The organism is Paraburkholderia nodosa (assembly GCF_001718195.1).
Classification (GTDB): domain Bacteria; phylum Pseudomonadota; class Gammaproteobacteria; order Burkholderiales; family Burkholderiaceae; genus Paraburkholderia; species Paraburkholderia nodosa_A.
The window spans coordinates 354,661-371,195 of record NZ_MCNV01000002.1; the positions used below are offsets into that span (position 1 = coordinate 354,661).

General features: G+C 63.4%; 15 protein-coding genes. 5 read left to right on the forward strand and 10 right to left on the reverse strand.

Annotated features, from left to right (window positions below):
• Window positions 1–13: 13 nt before the first annotated feature.
• The 5 genes from hydA to BFD71_RS04960 all read right to left on the reverse strand — a co-directional run bounded on the left by hydA (window position 14) and on the right by BFD71_RS04960 (window position 7,217).
• Window positions 14–1,489 carry a dihydropyrimidinase gene (hydA, locus tag BFD71_RS04940; protein ID WP_069262153.1) on the reverse strand — a complete coding sequence of 492 codons (1,476 nt, stop codon included), beginning with the start codon at window positions 1,487–1,489 and terminating at the stop codon, window positions 14–16.
• 44 nt (window positions 1,490–1,533) lie between these two features.
• Window positions 1,534–3,036, reverse strand: coding sequence for an NCS1 family nucleobase:cation symporter-1 (locus tag BFD71_RS04945; RefSeq protein WP_069262154.1), 1,503 nt, complete (start codon window positions 3,034–3,036; stop codon window positions 1,534–1,536).
• Window positions 3,037–3,095: 59 nt separating this feature from the next.
• A complete protein-coding gene (gene preA, locus BFD71_RS04950) occupies window positions 3,096–4,373 on the reverse strand; it encodes an NAD-dependent dihydropyrimidine dehydrogenase subunit PreA (protein ID WP_069262155.1) in 1,278 nt (425 codons plus the stop codon).
• A gap of 62 nt (window positions 4,374–4,435) precedes the next feature.
• Window positions 4,436–5,830 (reverse strand): NAD(P)-dependent oxidoreductase, encoded by a 1,395-nt coding sequence (locus BFD71_RS04955; protein ID WP_069262156.1) that lies wholly within the window; start codon window positions 5,828–5,830, stop codon window positions 4,436–4,438.
• Between the two features lie 121 nt (window positions 5,831–5,951).
• Window positions 5,952–7,217, reverse strand: coding sequence for a Zn-dependent hydrolase (locus BFD71_RS04960; protein WP_069262157.1), 1,266 nt, complete (start codon window positions 7,215–7,217; stop codon window positions 5,952–5,954).
• Between the two features lie 346 nt (window positions 7,218–7,563).
• Here BFD71_RS04960 and BFD71_RS04965 point away from each other — a divergent pair, with 346 nt between their 5' ends.
• The 3 genes from BFD71_RS04965 to BFD71_RS04980 all read left to right on the forward strand — a co-directional run bounded on the left by BFD71_RS04965 (window position 7,564) and on the right by BFD71_RS04980 (window position 13,301).
• Complete coding sequence (locus BFD71_RS04965; RefSeq protein ID WP_069262158.1) at window positions 7,564–8,283, forward strand: TetR/AcrR family transcriptional regulator; 720 nt, start codon at window positions 7,564–7,566, stop codon at window positions 8,281–8,283.
• Between the two features lie 213 nt (window positions 8,284–8,496).
• Window positions 8,497–10,413 carry an SMP-30/gluconolactonase/LRE family protein gene (locus BFD71_RS04970; RefSeq protein WP_069262159.1) on the forward strand — a complete coding sequence of 639 codons (1,917 nt, stop codon included), beginning with the start codon at window positions 8,497–8,499 and terminating at the stop codon, window positions 10,411–10,413.
• Window positions 10,414–12,539: 2,126 nt separating this feature from the next.
• Window positions 12,540–13,301 (forward strand): YoaK family protein, encoded by a 762-nt coding sequence (locus tag BFD71_RS04980; RefSeq protein ID WP_069262161.1) that lies wholly within the window; start codon window positions 12,540–12,542, stop codon window positions 13,299–13,301.
• Between the two features lie 37 nt (window positions 13,302–13,338).
• Here BFD71_RS04980 and BFD71_RS04985 read toward each other — a convergent pair whose 3' ends face one another.
• From BFD71_RS04985 to BFD71_RS04995, 3 genes are all read right to left on the reverse strand, one after another.
• Window positions 13,339–13,635 (reverse strand): H-NS histone family protein, encoded by a 297-nt coding sequence (locus BFD71_RS04985; RefSeq protein WP_069262162.1) that lies wholly within the window; start codon window positions 13,633–13,635, stop codon window positions 13,339–13,341.
• A 118-nt stretch (window positions 13,636–13,753) separates the two neighbouring features.
• Complete coding sequence (locus tag BFD71_RS04990; RefSeq protein WP_069262163.1) at window positions 13,754–14,083, reverse strand: hypothetical protein; 330 nt, start codon at window positions 14,081–14,083, stop codon at window positions 13,754–13,756.
• Window positions 14,084–14,166: 83 nt separating this feature from the next.
• Window positions 14,167–14,760, reverse strand: coding sequence for a DnaJ domain-containing protein (locus BFD71_RS04995; RefSeq protein WP_069262164.1), 594 nt, complete (start codon window positions 14,758–14,760; stop codon window positions 14,167–14,169).
• Window positions 14,761–14,958: 198 nt separating this feature from the next.
• On the opposite strand from BFD71_RS04995, the gene BFD71_RS41295 reads away from it, so the two are divergent.
• Window positions 14,959–15,126 carry a hypothetical protein gene (locus BFD71_RS41295; RefSeq protein WP_176732827.1) on the forward strand — a complete coding sequence of 56 codons (168 nt, stop codon included), beginning with the start codon at window positions 14,959–14,961 and terminating at the stop codon, window positions 15,124–15,126.
• A 58-nt stretch (window positions 15,127–15,184) separates the two neighbouring features.
• Here BFD71_RS41295 and BFD71_RS05000 read toward each other — a convergent pair whose 3' ends face one another.
• Together BFD71_RS05000 and BFD71_RS42790 are read right to left on the reverse strand one after the other, a co-directional pair.
• Window positions 15,185–15,382 (reverse strand): hypothetical protein, encoded by a 198-nt coding sequence (locus BFD71_RS05000; RefSeq protein ID WP_028204658.1) that lies wholly within the window; start codon window positions 15,380–15,382, stop codon window positions 15,185–15,187.
• 53 nt (window positions 15,383–15,435) lie between these two features.
• Window positions 15,436–15,729: a phasin family protein gene (locus tag BFD71_RS42790; RefSeq protein WP_069262165.1), complete on the reverse strand. Its 294-nt coding sequence runs from the start codon at window positions 15,727–15,729 to the stop codon at window positions 15,436–15,438.
• A 379-nt stretch (window positions 15,730–16,108) separates the two neighbouring features.
• Between BFD71_RS42790 and BFD71_RS41300 the strand changes: the two genes are divergently transcribed.
• On the forward strand, window positions 16,109–16,381 hold the full coding sequence (locus BFD71_RS41300; RefSeq protein ID WP_069262166.1) for a hypothetical protein: 273 nt from the start codon (window positions 16,109–16,111) through the stop codon (window positions 16,379–16,381).
• The last annotated feature ends 154 nt before the right edge of the window (window positions 16,382–16,535 follow it).

Genomic DNA, 16,535 nt, shown 5'->3' on the forward strand with positions numbered 1-16,535 from the left:
GCCGTCGATCAGACTAACCGAGCCCTCTCGCCTGGCTGGTCGCATCCCCCTCCCGATGCACCGGCTGCGTCTCCTTCAAGCTCTTCGCAAGCCGCGAAGCCTGCAGATAGCCGGGATTCGCAGGCCGCTTCAGATACCGCCCGGCACCGCGCCGCGCCCGCAGATCGCCGTTCGCCCACACGAGTTCGCCTTGTGAGACCGTATGCGTGGGGACGCCCCGCACGGTCATGCCTTCGAAGACGTTGAAGTCGACGTTCTGATGATGGGTCTTCACCGAGATCGTGCGCGTGGCCTGCGGGTCCCACACGACGAGGTCGGCATCGGCGCCGACAGCCACCGTGCCCTTGCGCGGATACAGATTGAAGATCTGCGCGGCGTTCGTGGAGGTCACCCGCACGAACTCGTTCGGCGTGAGCCGGCCCGTGTTCACGCCCTGATCCCACAGCACGGCCATGCGATCCTCCACGCCGCCGCATCCGTTCGGAATCCTCGTGAAATCGTTGCGGCCCATTGCCTTCTGCGAAGCACAGAACACGCAGTGGTCGGTCGCCGTGGTGTGCAGCAGCCCGCCTTGCAGCCCGCGCCAGAGCGCGTCGCGATGTTCTTTCGTGCGGAACGGCGGGCTCATCACATGGGCAGCGGCACGCGTCCAGTCCGGGTCGCGATATACGGACTCGTCGATCACCAGATGCCCGGCGAGCACCTCGCCGAACACGCGTTGCCCTTCGCTGCGCGCGCGAGCGATGGCTTCGAGCGCGTCTTTCGCTGAAACATGCACGATATACACGGGCACGCCCAGCACCTGCGCAATGCGAATTGCGCGGTTCGCCGCCTCGCCTTCGACTTCGGGCGGCCTTGAGAGCGGATGCGCCTCGGGCCCCGTGAAGCCACGTGCAAGCAGTTGCCGCTGCAACTGGAAGACGAGTTCGCCATTCTCGGCATGCACAGTAGGCAGCGCGCCCAGTTCGAGCGAACGCGCAAAGCTGTTCACGAGGATCTCGTCGTCGGCCATGATGGCGTTCTTGTACGCCATGAAGTGCTTGAAGCTCGACACGCCGTGTTCGTTCACGAGCAGGCCCATGTCGCGATGCACGCTGTCGTCCCACCACGTGACCGCCACGTGGAAGCCATAGTCGGTGGCGGCTTTTTCGGCCCAGCCGCGCCACTCGCGAAACGCATCCATGAGCGGCTGCTTCGGGTTGGGAATCACGAAATCGATGATCGACGTCGTGCCGCCCGCGAGGCCCGCCGCCGTGCCCGTGTAGAAGTCGTCGCTCGCCGTCGTGCCCATGAACGGCAGCTCCATGTGCGTATGCGGGTCGATGCCGCCCGGCATCACATACTGGCCGCCTGCGTCGACTACGGTCGCGCCCGCGGGCGCGTCGAGGTTTTCGCCCACGGTCTGGATCACGCCGTTTTCGCAGAGCACGTCCGCCCGCCAGCTCTTGTCCGCATTGACGACGGTGCCGCCTCGAATCAGGATCGCCATGATGCCCAGTCTCCTTCAGTTGAACGAATTCACACTGCCACGACTCACGCGCTCGCCACGCTCGGTCGCCGGCTCTTGCCGAGCTTCATCATCACGCCGTAGACGAGCGCCGCAATCGCGAGCCCCACGAACCACGCATAGGTGTAAATGCTTTTGAACGCGTCGGGCACGGACGGAAACACACTCGGAAATGCGGTGTTGAGAAAGCCCGGCAGATTGGGCAGCACACCCAGGACCAGCGCGATGACGGCCGCCATATTCCAGCCGTTCGAGTAGGCGTATTCGCCGTTCTCTTCGAATAGCTCAGCCGTATTCAGGCGCGTGCCGCGAACGAGGAAGTAATCGACGATGAGAATGCCCGCCACGGGTCCGAGCAGCGCCGAATAGCCAACGAGCCAGGTGAAAATGTAGCCCTGAGTGGTGGCGAGAATCTTCCACGGCATCATCACGATGGCAATACCCGCGGTAATGAGCCCACCCGCCTTGTACGAGATGGCCTTGGGCCAGAGGCTCGAAAAATCGTAGGCCGGGCCGACGAGATTCGCGGCGAGATTGCAGCACATCGTGTCGAGCGTGAGGATGACGAGCGCGATGCCCACGCCCACGCCTTCCATGCGGCTCGTGAGATCGATGGGGTCCCAGATCGCCTTGCCGTAGATCACCACCGTGGCCGAAGTCACGACGACCGAGACCACCGAAAGCAGCGCCATCGGAATGGGCAGACCGATGGCCTGCCCCACGAACTGGTCCTTTTGCGTTTTCGCGAAGCGCGTGAAGTCGGGAATGTTGAGCGCGAGCGTGGCCCAGAAGCCCACCATGGCCGTGAGGCTCGGCCAGAACGTCGCCCAGAAGAGACCTGCCTTCTTGCCGCCAGCGGCGAACTGGGAAGGCTGCGAGAGCATCGAACCCACGCCGCCCGCCTTCGAGCAGGCCCACCACACGAGCACCACGCACATCACGACCTTGATGGGCGCGGACCAGCTTTCGAGCCAGCGGATCGAGTCGGTGCCGTGCAGGATGAAATAGAGTTGCAGCACCCAGAACACGAGGAAGCACGCGCCCTGGCCGATCGAGATGCCGAGAAACGGCAGCGCGTCGCCCACCAGTGCGTTGTGCGTGAGGATATTGGCGAGCGTATAGATGGCACTGCCACCGAGCCACGACTGGATACCGTACCAGCCGCACGCCACGATGGCGCGCAGCATGGCGGGCAGCTTCGCGCCTTGCGTGCCGAACGAGGAACGCACCAGCACCGCGTAGGGGATGCCGTATTTCGTGCCTGCGTGGCCGATCAGCAGCATCGGCACGAGCACGATGAGATTGCCGAGCAGCACCGTGAGCACGGACTGCCATGGCGACATGCCCTGCTCGGTGAGTCCGGCCGCGAGCATGTACGAGGCGATGTTCATCACCATGCCCACCCAGAGCGCCCCGAAGTGATACCAGCGCCACGTGCGCTGCGCTGCGCCGGTTGGCGCGAGATCGTCGTTGTATAACTCGCTTTCGGCGCGGCGCGCGCTGGCGTCGCCTGTCAATGGCTGACTCATGGTTGCAGTTCTCCGTGACTTGTCGTTGGTCTGGTTCGGTTCAGTTCTGTTTCGATGGGTCAGGCGGCTTTCGGATCGGCCACGCGCGCGGGGTTGTTGGGATGCGTGGTCCAGTTCGCGTAGCGGCCCGAGTCGACGCGCTCCATCGTGATGCATTGGTCGACCGGGCAGACGTGCATGCATAAATTGCACCCGACGCAGTTGGCGTCGACCACCTCGAAGTGACGCTTGCCGTCGCGCGTGGCGGTGATGGCCTGATGCGAGGTGTCCTCGCAGGCGATATGGCAGAGCCCGCACTGGATGCAGCGGTCCTGATCGATGCGCGCCTTGATGTCGTAGTTCAGGTTCAGGTACTGCCAGTCGGTGACGTTGGGCACGGCGCGGCCGCGAATGGCGTCGAGATCCGCGTAGCCCTTGTCGTCCATCCAGTTGGAGAGGCCGTCGATCATATCGCTGACGATTCGGAATCCGTAGTGCATCGCGGCGGTGCAAACCTGCACGCTCCCCGCGCCCAGCACGATGAATTCGGCGGCGTCGCGCCAGTCGGAAATGCCGCCGATGCCGGAGATGGGCAAGCCGTGCGTTTGCGGGTCGCGCGCGATTTCCGCGACCATGTGCAGCGCAATGGGCTTCGCCGCGGGGCCGCAGTAGCCGCCGTGCGTGCCTTTTCCATCCACAGTCGGCAGCGGCGCCATCACGTCGAGATCGACACCCACGATCGAGTTGATCGTATTGATGAGCGAGACGCCGTCCGCGCCGCCCTTCATCGCCGCGCGCGCGCCGTGGCGTATGTCGGTCACGTTGGGCGTGAGTTTCACGAGGCAAGGCAGGCGCGTGCCCTCCTTCACCCAGCGCGTGACCATTTCGATGTATTCGGGCACCTGCCCCACGGCCGCGCCCATGCCGCGCTCGCTCATGCCATGCGGGCAGCCGAAATTGAGCTCCACCGCATCGGCGCCGGTATCTTCCACCTGCGGCAAGATCCACTTCCAGTCCTGCTCGGTGCACGGCACCATCAGCGAGACGATGAGCGCCCGGTCTGGCCAGTCGCGTTTCACCTGCGCGATTTCCTTGAGGTTCACGTCGAGCGGGCGGTCGGTAATGAGCTCGATGTTGTTCAACCCCGCAATGCGCTGGCCGCGCCACGTGGTGGCGCCATAGCGCGAGCTCACGTTCACCACGTGCGGGTCGAGCCCGAGTGTCTTCCAGACCACGCCGCCCCAACCCGCCTCGAAGGCGCGGTTGACGTTATAGGCCTTGTCGGTCGGCGGCGCGGAGGCGAGCCAGAATGGGTTCGGCGATTCAATGCCGGCAATCGTGCAGCGCAGGTCGGCCATGATGCGACTCCTTCGTATTGTCTGGATTCGGTGTGTCGTTCGGCTGGATCGAACTGCGCAGTTCAAGCGGCTCTGGCGGACTGATTCGCGAGGTAGCGGTCGATTGCACGCGCGGCGAGCTTGCCGTCCTGCACGGCCTGCACGGTGAGATCGGTTGCGCCATGGCCCGCACAGTCGCCGCCCGCGAAGACGCCTTCGATGGAGGTCGCACCGTCTGCATCCACGGCAATACGCGCGCCGCCTGCAGTAAGTTGCAGGGCGTCGAGGCCAACCAGGCCTTCGGGCAAGAGCTTTTGGCCAATGGCTTTCAGGACCATGTCGGCTTCCACACGCACGATCTCGCCGGTGCCGCGCAACGCGCCGCCCGCATCGAGCGCCGTGCGCTCGAACTCCACAGCCTGCACGCGGGTGTCGCCAGTGATGCGCAGCGGCTTCATCCATTCGACCAGCACCACACCCTGTGCGCGTGCGAATTCCTGCTCGGCCCAGGTGGCGCTCATCTGCGCCGCGCCGCGGCGATACGCAAGCATCACCTGCTCCGCGCCCAGCTTGTGGCTTTGCACAGCGGCGTCGATGGCAGTATTACCGCCGCCGATCACCACCACCTTGCGGCCCACCGCAAGCGTGGAAAGATCGTCGGCTTCGCGCAGGCGAGCGATAAAGTCCACGGCATCGCGCACGCCGTCGAGCGCTTCGCCTTCAATGGCAAGCGCTTGCGTACCGCCGAGTCCCACGCCGATGAACACGGCGTCGTACGCGGCTCGCAATTCCGTAAGCGTGATGTCGCGGCCAAGCCGCTGGCCCCGACGTATTTCGATCCCACCGATGGAAAGCAGCCATTGCACCTCGCGCTGCGCGAAATCGTCGACGACCTTGTACGCCGCGATGCCGTATTCGTTGAGGCCGCCCGGCTTCTCGCCCGCGTCGAACACGCTCACGCGATGCCCCGCGAGCGCAAGCGTATGCGCGCAGGCGAGCCCCGCCGGTCCGGCCCCGACCACGGCAACGCGCCGTCCCGTCTCACTCGCGCGTTTGAAGAGCGGCGGCGCACCAGCGGCTTCGCGCGCCATCTGAAAGTCGGTGGCATGGCGCTGAAGAGCGCCGATCCTAACCGGTTCGCCATCCTGATGATTCCGGACGCACGCGCCTTCGCAGAGAATTTCAGTCGGGCACACGCGCGCACACGTGCCGCCTAGAGGATTCGCGCTCAATATGTCGCGCGCCGCGCCCTTGAGATTGCCGTTGCCGATCCTGCGGATAAAGCCCGGAATGTCGATGCCAGTCGGGCAAGCCGCCACACACGGCGCGTCGTAACAATAGTGGCAGCGGTCGGCGGCAATGACGGCCGCATTGGGGGACAGTGGCGGCGCGACATCGGCAAAGTTGCAGCCGAGTTGCTCGGCCGTGAGGCGGCGAGGCGCGATGCCGTCGGCGGCATTCGAGTTGGACTGGGACATCCGGATGCTCCTTGCGAGGCAAAACACGGGTCCGCCGGCTGTGCATGGCTCGCGCAGCCGGTACGTGGGGAAAGCGTGAAAGAGCGCGGCTCTCAGGCCGCTTGCTTTGGCGTCAACGGCGTCAGCCGGGTTCGCTCGCGCGTTCGAGCATGGCGTGCAACAGCACGTTCGCGCCCGCCTCGATCCATTCGATCGTCGCGTCCTCGACCTCGTTGTGACTGATGCCGTCGATGCATGGCACGAACACCATCGAAGTCGGCGCGACCGTCGCGAGATAGCACGCGTCGTGGCCCGCGCCCGAAACGATCTCGCGGTTCGAGTAGCCAAAGCGCTCCGCCGCTGCGCGCACGGAGTTCACGCAGGCCTTGTCGAACGGCACCGGCGCGTAATAGAAAATCTGCTCGAGCTGCGTTTCGAGCTTTCCTTGTTCTGCAATCCTTTCGATTCCTTCGCGCAGCTCGGCGTCCATCTGCGCGAGCACGTCGTCCTGGGGATGGCGGAAATCGATGGTAAAGAACACGCGGCCCGGAATGACGTTGCGCGAATTCGGATGCACCTGCATCATGCCGACCGTCGCGCAGGCCAGCGGCGCGTGGCGCAGGCCAATTTCGTTCACGAGTTGCACGACACGCGAGGCGCCCAGCAGTGCGTCGCGGCGGCGCGGCATGGGCGTCGGACCCGCGTGCGCCTCCTGCCCCGTGAGCACGACTTCGTACCAGCGCTGGCCCTGCGCGTCCGTGACGACGCCGATCGTTTTATTTTCGGCTTCGAGTATCGGCCCCTGTTCGATATGCAGTTCGAACGCCGCGTGTATCTTGCGGCCGCCGCACGGCAGTTCACCTGCATAGCCGATGCGCTGCAGCTCCTCGCCGATGGTCTTGCCATCGATATCCTTGCGTGAGAGGCCGTAGTCGAGCGTAAAGACGCCCGCGAACACGCCGGAGGCGACCATGGCCGGCGCGAAACGCGAGCCTTCCTCGTTGGTCCAGATCACGGTTTCGACGGGGCGCTCGGTTTGAATGCCGTGATCGTTCAGCGAGCGAATCACCTCGAGGCCGCCCAGCACGCCATAGATGCCGTCGAAGCGCCCTCCCGTGGGCTGGGAGTCGGCGTGCGAACCGGTCATCACCGGCGGCAGGTCGTTGTTGCGCCCCGCGCGGCGCATGAACACGTTGCCCATCTGGTCGACGCTCACCGTGCAGCCGGCCTCTTTCGCCCATTGGACGATGAGATCGCGCCCTGTCTTGTCGAGATCGGTGAGCGCGAGACGGCACACGCCGCCCTTGGGCGTGGCACCGATTTTCGCCATCTCCATCAGGCTGTCCCACAAACGCTGGCCGTTCACGTGAATCGCGGTCGTCAGCGCGGCTTCGCTTACTGCGTTCATGCGTGTCCTCCTGTCCGTGTTCGTCAAACGTGCATTCTTGCCACCTTCTGGGGCGGGAAGCGCCATGGCGGTGCACGCTCGATTGGCGCATCGCGGCTCCAAAACCTCGCCCCGCGAATCCTGTCCGATTGGACAGGTTGTAGACGATAAACTTCGCGAATTCAATGCGGTGTTACCAGCGAGAAGCGTGCCATCGATGCTGCAGTGCGCGAAAAACGCGCCAGCACTCCGCGCGTTTTCCCCGAGAGCGGTGAATGCACGAGGCGCTTACATCGTGACTACAATGAAGCCGACATGGGCGCGGCAGCCGTGCGCCGCCTCTTCCCTACTGAACGGACTGACCATCATGCGCGACGACGAACCCACCACGCAAGCCGCGACTCACGCGATGCGCGGCACGGCTCACGAACGGGAAGCCGCTGACGCAACGCACAAGCCGCGCCGACGCAAAGCCGCCATTCGCGAGTCGAACGAAGCGCATCTGCTCGCCTGCGCGGAGGCCGTGTTCGCCGAGCGAGGCTTCGAAGGCGCAAGCACGGCGCTGATCGCGGAGCGCGCGGGCCTGCCGAAGGCGAATCTGCACTACTACTTCCCCACCAAGCTCGCGCTCTACTGGCGCGTGCTCGATGATCTGTTCGAGGAATGGAACGCGGCCGCCAACACGTTCGATGCGAGCGACGATCCGGTGGAGGCCATTGGTGGCTACGTGCGCGCGAAGATGGAACTCTCGCGGCGCAGACCGCTCGGGTCGAAAGTGTGGGCGAACGAGATCATCAGCGGCGCGACGCATATGCAGGACATCCTGCTCAAACGTGTGAAGCCGTGGATGGAAACACGCGTGAAGCTGATCGACCGCTGGATTGCCGAAGGCTTGCTCGCCCCCGTCGATCCGAAGACGCTGCTTTTCATGATCTGGGCGACCACGCAGCACTATGCCGATTTCGAGGCGCAAATTCGCGCGCTCTCGGGCAAGCGCGCGCTGTCATCGGCGGGGTTCGAAGCGAGTACCGAGGAAGTGGTGCGGTTGATTTTGCGCGCGAGCGGCGCGCGCTCGCCTGGGCATTGAGCGAAGCGGCAACGGTGCGCCGTTGCGTGGCTCCGATGGAGCATGGAATCACGACATGACGCAACGCGTCCTTTGCTGATCGTGCCGCCTTGCATCAACAGGTACACGCGCTCACACAGCACGACCTCCCGATTGCGGCGTAGCTTCTACATCGGTCACTTTATGCGCCGCGATTCACGCCATCGCGGCACGATGTCTATGGGAGGCCCAGGCATGTTCAACAACCGGATTCGCGCAGCATGGCTGGGTCTTTTCGTCGCCGCCATTGCGCCCGCCAGTCATGCGCAATACACGACCGACTGGCTCGCCAACAGCTTTGGCACGCTCGTCGCACACGTCGGTAACGGCGCGCGCTCGATGTGGGTCGCGCCCGAGGGTGTCATCTATACGTCATCGCGCTGGGACGAAAACGCGGGCGGGGTCGCGCGCTATCAGAACGGCGAAACGCTCGGCACCATCGGCGCGCACGACGAGTTCCAGGGCAGTGCGATCACGGGCAACGCGACGTCGATCTTCGTCGCGCTCGGTTATAGCCGGGCGTACGGCAGCGGATCGGTAGGCCGCTACAACCGAAGCTCGAACACGCGCGAGCTTCGCATTGCCGTGAGCACCTGGACCGGCATCCAGAACGCGGATGTGATTACCGGTCTTGCGACAGCGGGCACACTCCTCTACGCCAGCGACTACTACGGCAACCGCGTGCGGGTCTACACGACCGACGGCGTCTGGCAGCGCGACATCGGCGTCCAGCAACCCGGCGCACTCGCAATCGACGGTGCAGGCAACGTCTGGGTCGCGCGCGAAAACGCAGGTGTAGTCGCACAGTTCAGCCCAGCCGGCACGCCGATGAGCACGATCCAGATGGCCGCTGGCGCCCGGCCCTCTGCACTCTATTTCGACGCACCGACGAACCGGCTACTGGTTGGCGACGAGGGGCCCGACATGAACATCAAGTGTTATGCCCTGACCGGCATGCCGGCGCTGGTCGGCACGCTCGGCGTGCAGGGCGGCTATCTGGACACCACGACGGGCATCAAGGGGCAGGTCGGCGACAAGCGCTTCACGCGCGTCGTCGGTATCGGCAAGGATGCAGCGGGCAATCTGTATGTGCTCAATAACGCATGGGGCGGCGACTGGGACCTCGGCCGCAACGGCAGCACCGACATTCATTCGTACAACTCATCGGGCACGCTGCAGTGGACTTTGCAAGCGCTCAATTTCGAGGCGATCGCGGCGCCCGACCCGGCAACCGATGGCGCGGACTTCTACAGCGGGAACACCATCTACACGGGTACAGCAGGCGGCGCGTTCGTAGCGAATACGATCGATCCGTTCAGCTGGCCGGCCGACCCGCGCCTGAACATGAACGACTATCAGCGCGGCCAGTTGTTCGGGCAACTCGTGGTGGTGGGCGGCAACCGCATTCTCGTCGCCTCCGGGCAGAATCCCGACACCTTTAACTTCTTTCATTTCCAGCCGTCGAGCGGGTACATTGCCATTCCCGACGGGTCCATTCCCGGTAAGGCGTTCAATACGAATACGAAGGTGACGGGCGGCTTCGCGATCGACGGCAATGGCGACGTCTGGGCCGGGCTCGACCGAACCAACCAGATCTACCATTACCCGCTGACCGGCTTCGACGCGAACGGCAAGCCATCATGGGGCGCCGCCAGCACGATCCAGATCCCGCGAACCGTGCGCCCGCTCACGCGCATCATTTATCAGTCGGACAGCGACACGATGATCCTCGCGCAGGGCATTGCGGGAAGCTGGGACTGGACAGCCATGAACGGGCACATCGAGATCTATCACGGCTGGAAAGCGGGCAACACGAGCGCGCCGAGCCCGGTGATCGATCTCACGAGCGCGAATCCGAAATCGATCGCGGCAGCGGGCCACTACCTGTTCGTCGGCTACGTGCATACGGTGCCGAATATCGACGTGTTCGACCTGAACACCGGCAGTCTCGTCACGACCTTGACGAACTCGAACCCGACGGCGATGGATGTCGGCAACGACGTGGATTCGATGTATGGCATTCGCGCATACCTGCGCTCGACCGGCGAGTACGTCGTCACGAAAGACAACTACAACGGATCGAGCGTCGTGGTCTATCGCTGGCACCCGTAACGCCTGTTCTGGAACGCAATTAGCGTGGTTGCACGGTCTCACGACCCCGCTCTGATCTGCGCGCGGCCGATTTCTCGCTTAATTGAAAGCGTTTATTGAAAGCGCTTTGTTTGGCCGAACCAACGCCATTCGCTAGCATTTCTTCGCCAACCTGGCCCATCCCAGCTGCCAGCCCGGACAATCCACCTACAGGCGACGTCGTTTACCGAGTCTTCAAGGCATATGAATGGTATTGATTCGTCATGCGAATCAAGTCAGCGAAGGCGCAGCTTTCTAATCGCCGTATTCTGCAGCGATACATCATTGCGTTCCGCTAATGAGAAGCGAAGTCGCAACGAAGATAGTTCTTCTGAACCATGCCGACGACACGCACCGGGGGAGCGCGTCGAGGTACATCGCTTGCGCGCCTGTTGAACAACGCGCGGAGCGGTTTTGCGCGGGCAAGTCGGGCGTTTTAAGTGGCTTGCACGAGAAATAGGGGGAACGATGAACCGATCAACGAAGCAGACCGTGGTATGGGTGCTCGCTTTGGCCCTGTCGGGTGCGGCTTATGGTGCGGCCGGCGGTAATGGCGGGGGAAACGGCGGCGGTAATGGTGGAGGCAACGGCGGCGGCAATGGCGGCGGCAACGGCGGTGGCGCAGGAGCCGGTGCTGGTGCGGGCGGTGGCCACGGCTCCGGGTCCGGGTCAGGTTCGGGCTCGGGCTCGGGCTCTGGGTCAAGTTCAGGCTCTGGTTCGAGTTCGGGCTCAGGCAGCTCCGGTGCAGGCAGCTCCGGTGCAGGCAGCTCCGGTGCAGGCAGCTCCGGTGCAGGCAGCTCCGGTGCAGGCAGTTCCGGCGCAGGCAGTTCCGGTGCAGGCAGTTCCGGTGCAGGCAGCTCCGGCGCAGGCAGCTCCGGCGCAGGCAGCTCCGGCGCAGGCAGTTCCGGTGGCAGTAGCGCCGGCGGAAGTAGCGCCGGTGCAGGCGGCGGTAGCTCGAGTGCGGGTAGCTCTTCAGGTAGCGCAAGCGCAGGCGGCCCGGGTGGACCTTTGGGCCGCGGCTCACCACGCATGAGTGCGGCGACGGCCATGGTCGAAATCGTGCCGCCTCCTCCGCCGGCGCCGATCGTAAACGCGCCGGTTACCAATGCATATAACCCACCGCCGCACGCGCCCTATTCGGATTATCGTCCGAATGCGTTGGTGATACCCACTCCAGCCAGGACCGACAATGCCCCGCCACCGAGTGTGACTACGTCGATCCGAGGCACAACCACCCCGGCACCCAGTGCGCCGGTTGCGAACTACGCGCCGCCGCAGAGCGTACCGCGTCCACCTCCCGTTTCCGTCGCAAGGCCGGCTGCCGAGCCGGTTGCAAACGATTACGGTCCGCCAGGCGTGTCCGGCACGGGCAGCGGCGCGCGCCACGGCGCCGGTCCTGCTGGGGCTGCGAACCACTCTGGCTCGCCGGGCGTAGGCGGCACGACCAAAGCGGGCTTCGCGGTAGACACAGGCGGGTACGAACCACCGATCCTGACGCCGACGAGCACGCCTTGATCGTATTCATGCTCTGCCGGGACAGTTCGCATGGGTCTCGGTGACGAATCGCCGTGCCGTGGTTGACGGCATGGCGTCCGGCTTCGGCCCAAGCAGCGCGATGCTGCTGCGGGCGATGCCCTACTACATCAACGAATTCCCGGTACGGCCACGCCGACTTCTACGCCGATCACCGGCACCTGGAAGCGTCCGTCATCCTGCCCGGCGCGCAACGTTATTTGACCGTATGGGACGGGGTGGAGATCGCGACGAGGCGTTCGGCGCGAATCGCGATCCGGTTCGAGAGTCTGGAGACCGAGGACAATTTCAACGATCTTTACAGATTGATCGTCCAGACGATGCCCAAAGCGCAAACCTGAACGACCTCACCGGCCTGCGCACCGTGGATTGCCGCCCATTCGACCTTGCCGACGCTCGATCGAGACCCGGGGCTCGCGCGAAAAAGGCCTATGCAAGCGGATTACACGAATTCACGACAACGTGGCGAGCCCTGCGGCAAACAACCGCACCCCAAACGCCAGACGGCGTTGGGCCGTGCAATCGGTCCGCGTCGTACACTGTGCGTTTCGACGCTCGTAGCCCGGAACGCCGTCGTGCCCATTCACTATCTGCGCAGTTTCACCTCTGTCGAACGCACCGAGCAGGCCAACCTGCGGCTTGGCCGTGCACTGGCCTGGGTCGCAGGCGCCATCAATGCCGGCGGGTTCCTCGCCGTTGGGCAATACACGTCGCATATGTCGGGCATCGTCTCGTCGCTTGCCGACAGCACCGCGCTTGGCGATAGCGGCATCGCGTTGTCCGCCATCAGTTCCATCCTTGCCTTTGCGAGTGGCGCCGCGACTTCCGCCATTCTGATCAACTGGGGGCGCCGCCGTTGCGCGCGCAGCGTCTATGCGCTGCCGCTCCTGCTCGAAGCCGCCCTGCTCCTTTGCTTCGCCGCGCTCGGCGCGAATCTCGGCATCCATCGCGTTCTCTTCGTGCCGCTGACGGTGGCCGTGCTCTGTTACATCATGGGCGTGCAGAACGCCATGATCACGAAAATCTCGCACGCCGAAATCCGTACGACGCATGTGACCGGCATCGTGACAGATCTGGGAATCGAACTTGGGAAGGCGCTCTACTGGAACTGGGGCGTGCCGTCCTCGGCGTCGCATCACGTGGCGGCGGACATGCAGCGGGTACGCGTACTCGGCTCCCTGCTCGGCATGTTTTTGCTTGGCGGAACGCTGGGCGCAGTGGCTTTCCGGTATTTTGGATTTGCCGCGGGCGTTCCCTTGTCGATGGTGCTGGTGATTCTCGCGAGCGTCCCGGTTACCGACGATTTGCGCCGCCTGCCACTGCGCGATCTTTTTTGAGGAATACGTCGGTCGCCGGCGGCAGATACCGGGCAATTCATTCGCTTATCAGAAACCTGTCGCGATTCTTCGCGTCCTTGATCCAGTTCGGCGCGCGTCCTCTGCCGGACCAGGTCGCACCGCTTGCGGGATCGCGATATTTCGGGGGCGCCGCGCTATGCGAAAGCCCCGACCTGCCGCGACGACTACCAAATATGTCTTGCTGCGTGTACCCGAATTCGGCCACCTTTGCGCGGATATCGGCGAGAACCGTCTCGAACTCCTGCTGACGGGCGACGGTCGCCTGACGCTCGAGTTCCGCGAGTTGCGCCTTCAGTTCCTTGTACGTTGCCACGAATCGTCTCCTGCGCGTGGACACCATTCGCTAATCATAGTGGCTTTCGCTCACACCGCCTTCCAACGTGATCGCAAGGCATTCGCGGCAGCGACAGCAAACTCACGCAGCAGATCGCTCAGGCCGTGACGAAGACAATTGCCCCCGCATCGGCAACCTGGGCGAACAACCGCACGAAACGATAGCTTTGCGCCTGGATAGTCAGTTCGTTGAGCCCGGAGCGCGTGCCTTCCAGTATCGCGCGAGCCACCGGCTCCGGAATCGCGCCGAGGTGCGCCCAGTCTTCCGGCAGCAGCGCGGGATCGCCCAGATAGACCTCGCTTTTCCCGCCAGGCGTTCGAACGAGAATCAGGCTTCCTCCCTTGTCGAGTGCAATTTCCAGGTACTCGGACAAGGTTGCCAATGCCTCTGTGTCGACATCGCGGGCGGCATGTGAATTCGAAGTCATAGGGTGGCCACGCTGAGTAGTATGTCGATCACTATCGTACCCCCGCTCCTGCCTGTTCGGCGCATTTTGACAGCGGCACACGTTCAGGGATGTAACCCGAACATACCGTGCCAGATCGCACTAAAGAGGTTCGCGTGACGACGATCGTCGGACTTTTGCGATTCCTCGTCGCCTGCGCCGTGCGATGAAGACGGCGGCACGGCTTCTTCCGGCGCGCCGGCATTGCGCGGCGCGGCGCTGTCCGCCTGACGCGACAGGTGCAGTGCGATAGCGCCGTCGGCAATGCGCCCGGCGAGTCGGGAATCGCAATCACTGGCGAGCAGTGCGCCGAATACGACGTCGCGGTTGTAGCCCTGCTCCGCGAAGCGCATGGCCACGCTCACGTGCCGCGCATAGGCCTCCTGACGCGCCGCCTCCTGCAAGCGCGCCTCTTCTTCCCGCTCGCGGGCCATACGCCCCATCTCCTTGGCATAGACTGCGTCATAGACGCTGCGCTGCGCCGGATCGGAAAGAATCGCATAAGCCTCCTTGATCTCCTGGAACTGCGCATGCGCAGCGGCTTCGCGTCCCATATTACGGTCGGGATGCGCTTTCATCGCGGCCCTGCGGTAGGCCCGCTTGATTTCCGCGTCGCTCGCGTCGTCGCTTACGCCCAGCAAGTCATACAACGTCGCCATGGCTCGCACAAATGGAAGTGAGATGCGGTCGATCGTAGCATGTCGTCCGCGGACGCACCGCGCGTGCGATGACGATCGCCAGCCGGCAACCGATCAATTGTCCTAAGCAAACGAGCCGCGGATATCGAAATCCGCCCGCGCCGCCAGCGCGCAGCACCCGGGTTCTCAGCGTCGAACCCGGGTCCAGCGACACCACTCGTGGTGATCGAGATTGCGCAGCAAATCGGCCCTGCGCCGTTCGCGCCGATAGTGAGCGGCGACACCAACTGCGGCTATTACGAGCACGATCGTGCCGGCAGCCATACCCAGCCAGGACTGGTCCACGTCAGCCTCCTCGGATCCATGCGGATCGCAACCCAATTGTGAGCAACGCACTCTGAATATAGCCCGTCCGTGTGACAGACTATGCGGTCTCGACCGCCAATCAGCGCACTCGGGCGACCGCTCTCAGGAGCGCATCGCCTTGAGGCGTCACGCGGGGCGTAGGGAAGCCGGATTCGGGCGTATCGACGATGACGAGGTGCAGATCGCGAAGCGCACCGAGCTCCTCCCGGTCGGGCTCGATCCGCCCTGGTGCGTTCTTTATCAGCATCAACGTGGCAAGTTCGTGGGGGCTCAACATGTTATTCCCTCCCGCTTGATCCTGTTTTGATCACGCTTCTTCGCGACTGCGAGCTACCGCAGTTTCTCCGCAGTCTCCGAAGCAATGTCCATGCATGCGCGCGTGTACCCGGCCGCCTGTGAAGCAACCCACGGCAATAGCTCGACCTGGTTGCGGACGAATTGCTCGGGCGTCTGGACGGACAACATGCCTTCGAAGTGCTGTTGCGAACCAGCGAATATCGACCTGCAAGTCGCGAGATTCAGGCGTGAGAGTTCACAAACACCACCGAATAGATGACCGGTCAACGTAGTCAACTTTACGGCCCACGATTCGCTTCCCGCCGCCGCGAATTTTTGATTAGACATACTAATTTAACCTCTGTGCATTTCATTAATCGTTATGTCTGCATCGACCGCGTTTGAAGTATGGCTTTTCAACGCAATTGGCATTGCCCGTGCGGAAGTGAATGCCGGAGTCGAACTAGAGCCTTGATTCTAACTTTGTTAAATCCGTCTCATGAATGCTAGTTGAGTCAGGAGTTTCCCCAATTCATTACGCAGATGCGCCCGTTGACTTGTCAGCCTGGATCTCGGCCAGTCAGACAAGAACAGACGAACCACGGGTGTCGCGCAGTCAGATGACGCAAGACGTCAAACAAGATACGGCTTGCGATGAGGATTCATCGCAAGCGCGATTGTGAGTGCGGCGCTGTTGCGCCCTCAAACAACGGGAGCGGGAATATCAATGCGCGGCGACTTTCACCGCATTGCGTCGCGCAAGCAGTTCGCGTATGCGCGCCAGATGCAGATCGCCAACGGCCGTATGAACCGGCTCGACCTTGCGGGCACGACGCGCAGCAGGTGGCCATGCACCGAGGTATCGGCACAGCGCGGAAACGAACGGCCGCTTCCCTCCGCCAGCAAGTCGCCGGGTCGCAGCGGCGACCCGATCCGCCCCTACATTTGCCACCAGCCATTCAAACGCCTGACGGTCTTCGTCATTCACAATGCGAATTAGCGATTCCATGCGACGCTCCTACTGGACGTAAACACATACTGTGAATTTATACAGTATTTTGCGTCAGCGCAAGCCAAGTTTGAACTGGCTCCGGGGAGCGTTCGCATGGGGAAGGACAGATCGGGAGTCGCCTTCCAAGGGCGTTGCCTCGGGT

Bases quoted from the DNA above. Each gene is read 5' to 3' on its own strand.
- hydA (WP_069262153.1), bottom strand. From the start codon at position 1,489: ATGGCGATCCTGATTCGAGGCGGCACCGTCGTCAATGCGGACAAGAGC.
- BFD71_RS04945 (WP_069262154.1), bottom strand. From the start codon at position 3,036: ATGAGTCAGCCATTGACAGGCGACGCCAGCGCGCGCCGCGCCGAAAGC.
- preA (WP_069262155.1), bottom strand. From the start codon at position 4,373: ATGGCCGACCTGCGCTGCACGATTGCCGGCATTGAATCGCCGAACCCA.
- BFD71_RS04955 (WP_069262156.1), bottom strand. From the start codon at position 5,830: ATGTCCCAGTCCAACTCGAATGCCGCCGACGGCATCGCGCCTCGCCGC.
- BFD71_RS04960 (WP_069262157.1), bottom strand. From the start codon at position 7,217: ATGAACGCAGTAAGCGAAGCCGCGCTGACGACCGCGATTCACGTGAAC.
- BFD71_RS04965 (WP_069262158.1), top strand. From the start codon at position 7,564: ATGCGCGACGACGAACCCACCACGCAAGCCGCGACTCACGCGATGCGC.
- BFD71_RS04970 (WP_069262159.1), top strand. From the start codon at position 8,497: ATGTTCAACAACCGGATTCGCGCAGCATGGCTGGGTCTTTTCGTCGCC.
- BFD71_RS04990 (WP_069262163.1), bottom strand. From the start codon at position 14,083: ATGACTTCGAATTCACATGCCGCCCGCGATGTCGACACAGAGGCATTG.
- BFD71_RS04995 (WP_069262164.1), bottom strand. From the start codon at position 14,760: ATGGCGACGTTGTATGACTTGCTGGGCGTAAGCGACGACGCGAGCGAC.
- BFD71_RS05000 (WP_028204658.1), bottom strand. From the start codon at position 15,382: ATGTTGAGCCCCCACGAACTTGCCACGTTGATGCTGATAAAGAACGCA.
- BFD71_RS42790 (WP_069262165.1), bottom strand. From the start codon at position 15,729: ATGTCTAATCAAAAATTCGCGGCGGCGGGAAGCGAATCGTGGGCCGTA.
- BFD71_RS41300 (WP_069262166.1), top strand. From the start codon at position 16,109: ATGCGCGGCGACTTTCACCGCATTGCGTCGCGCAAGCAGTTCGCGTAT.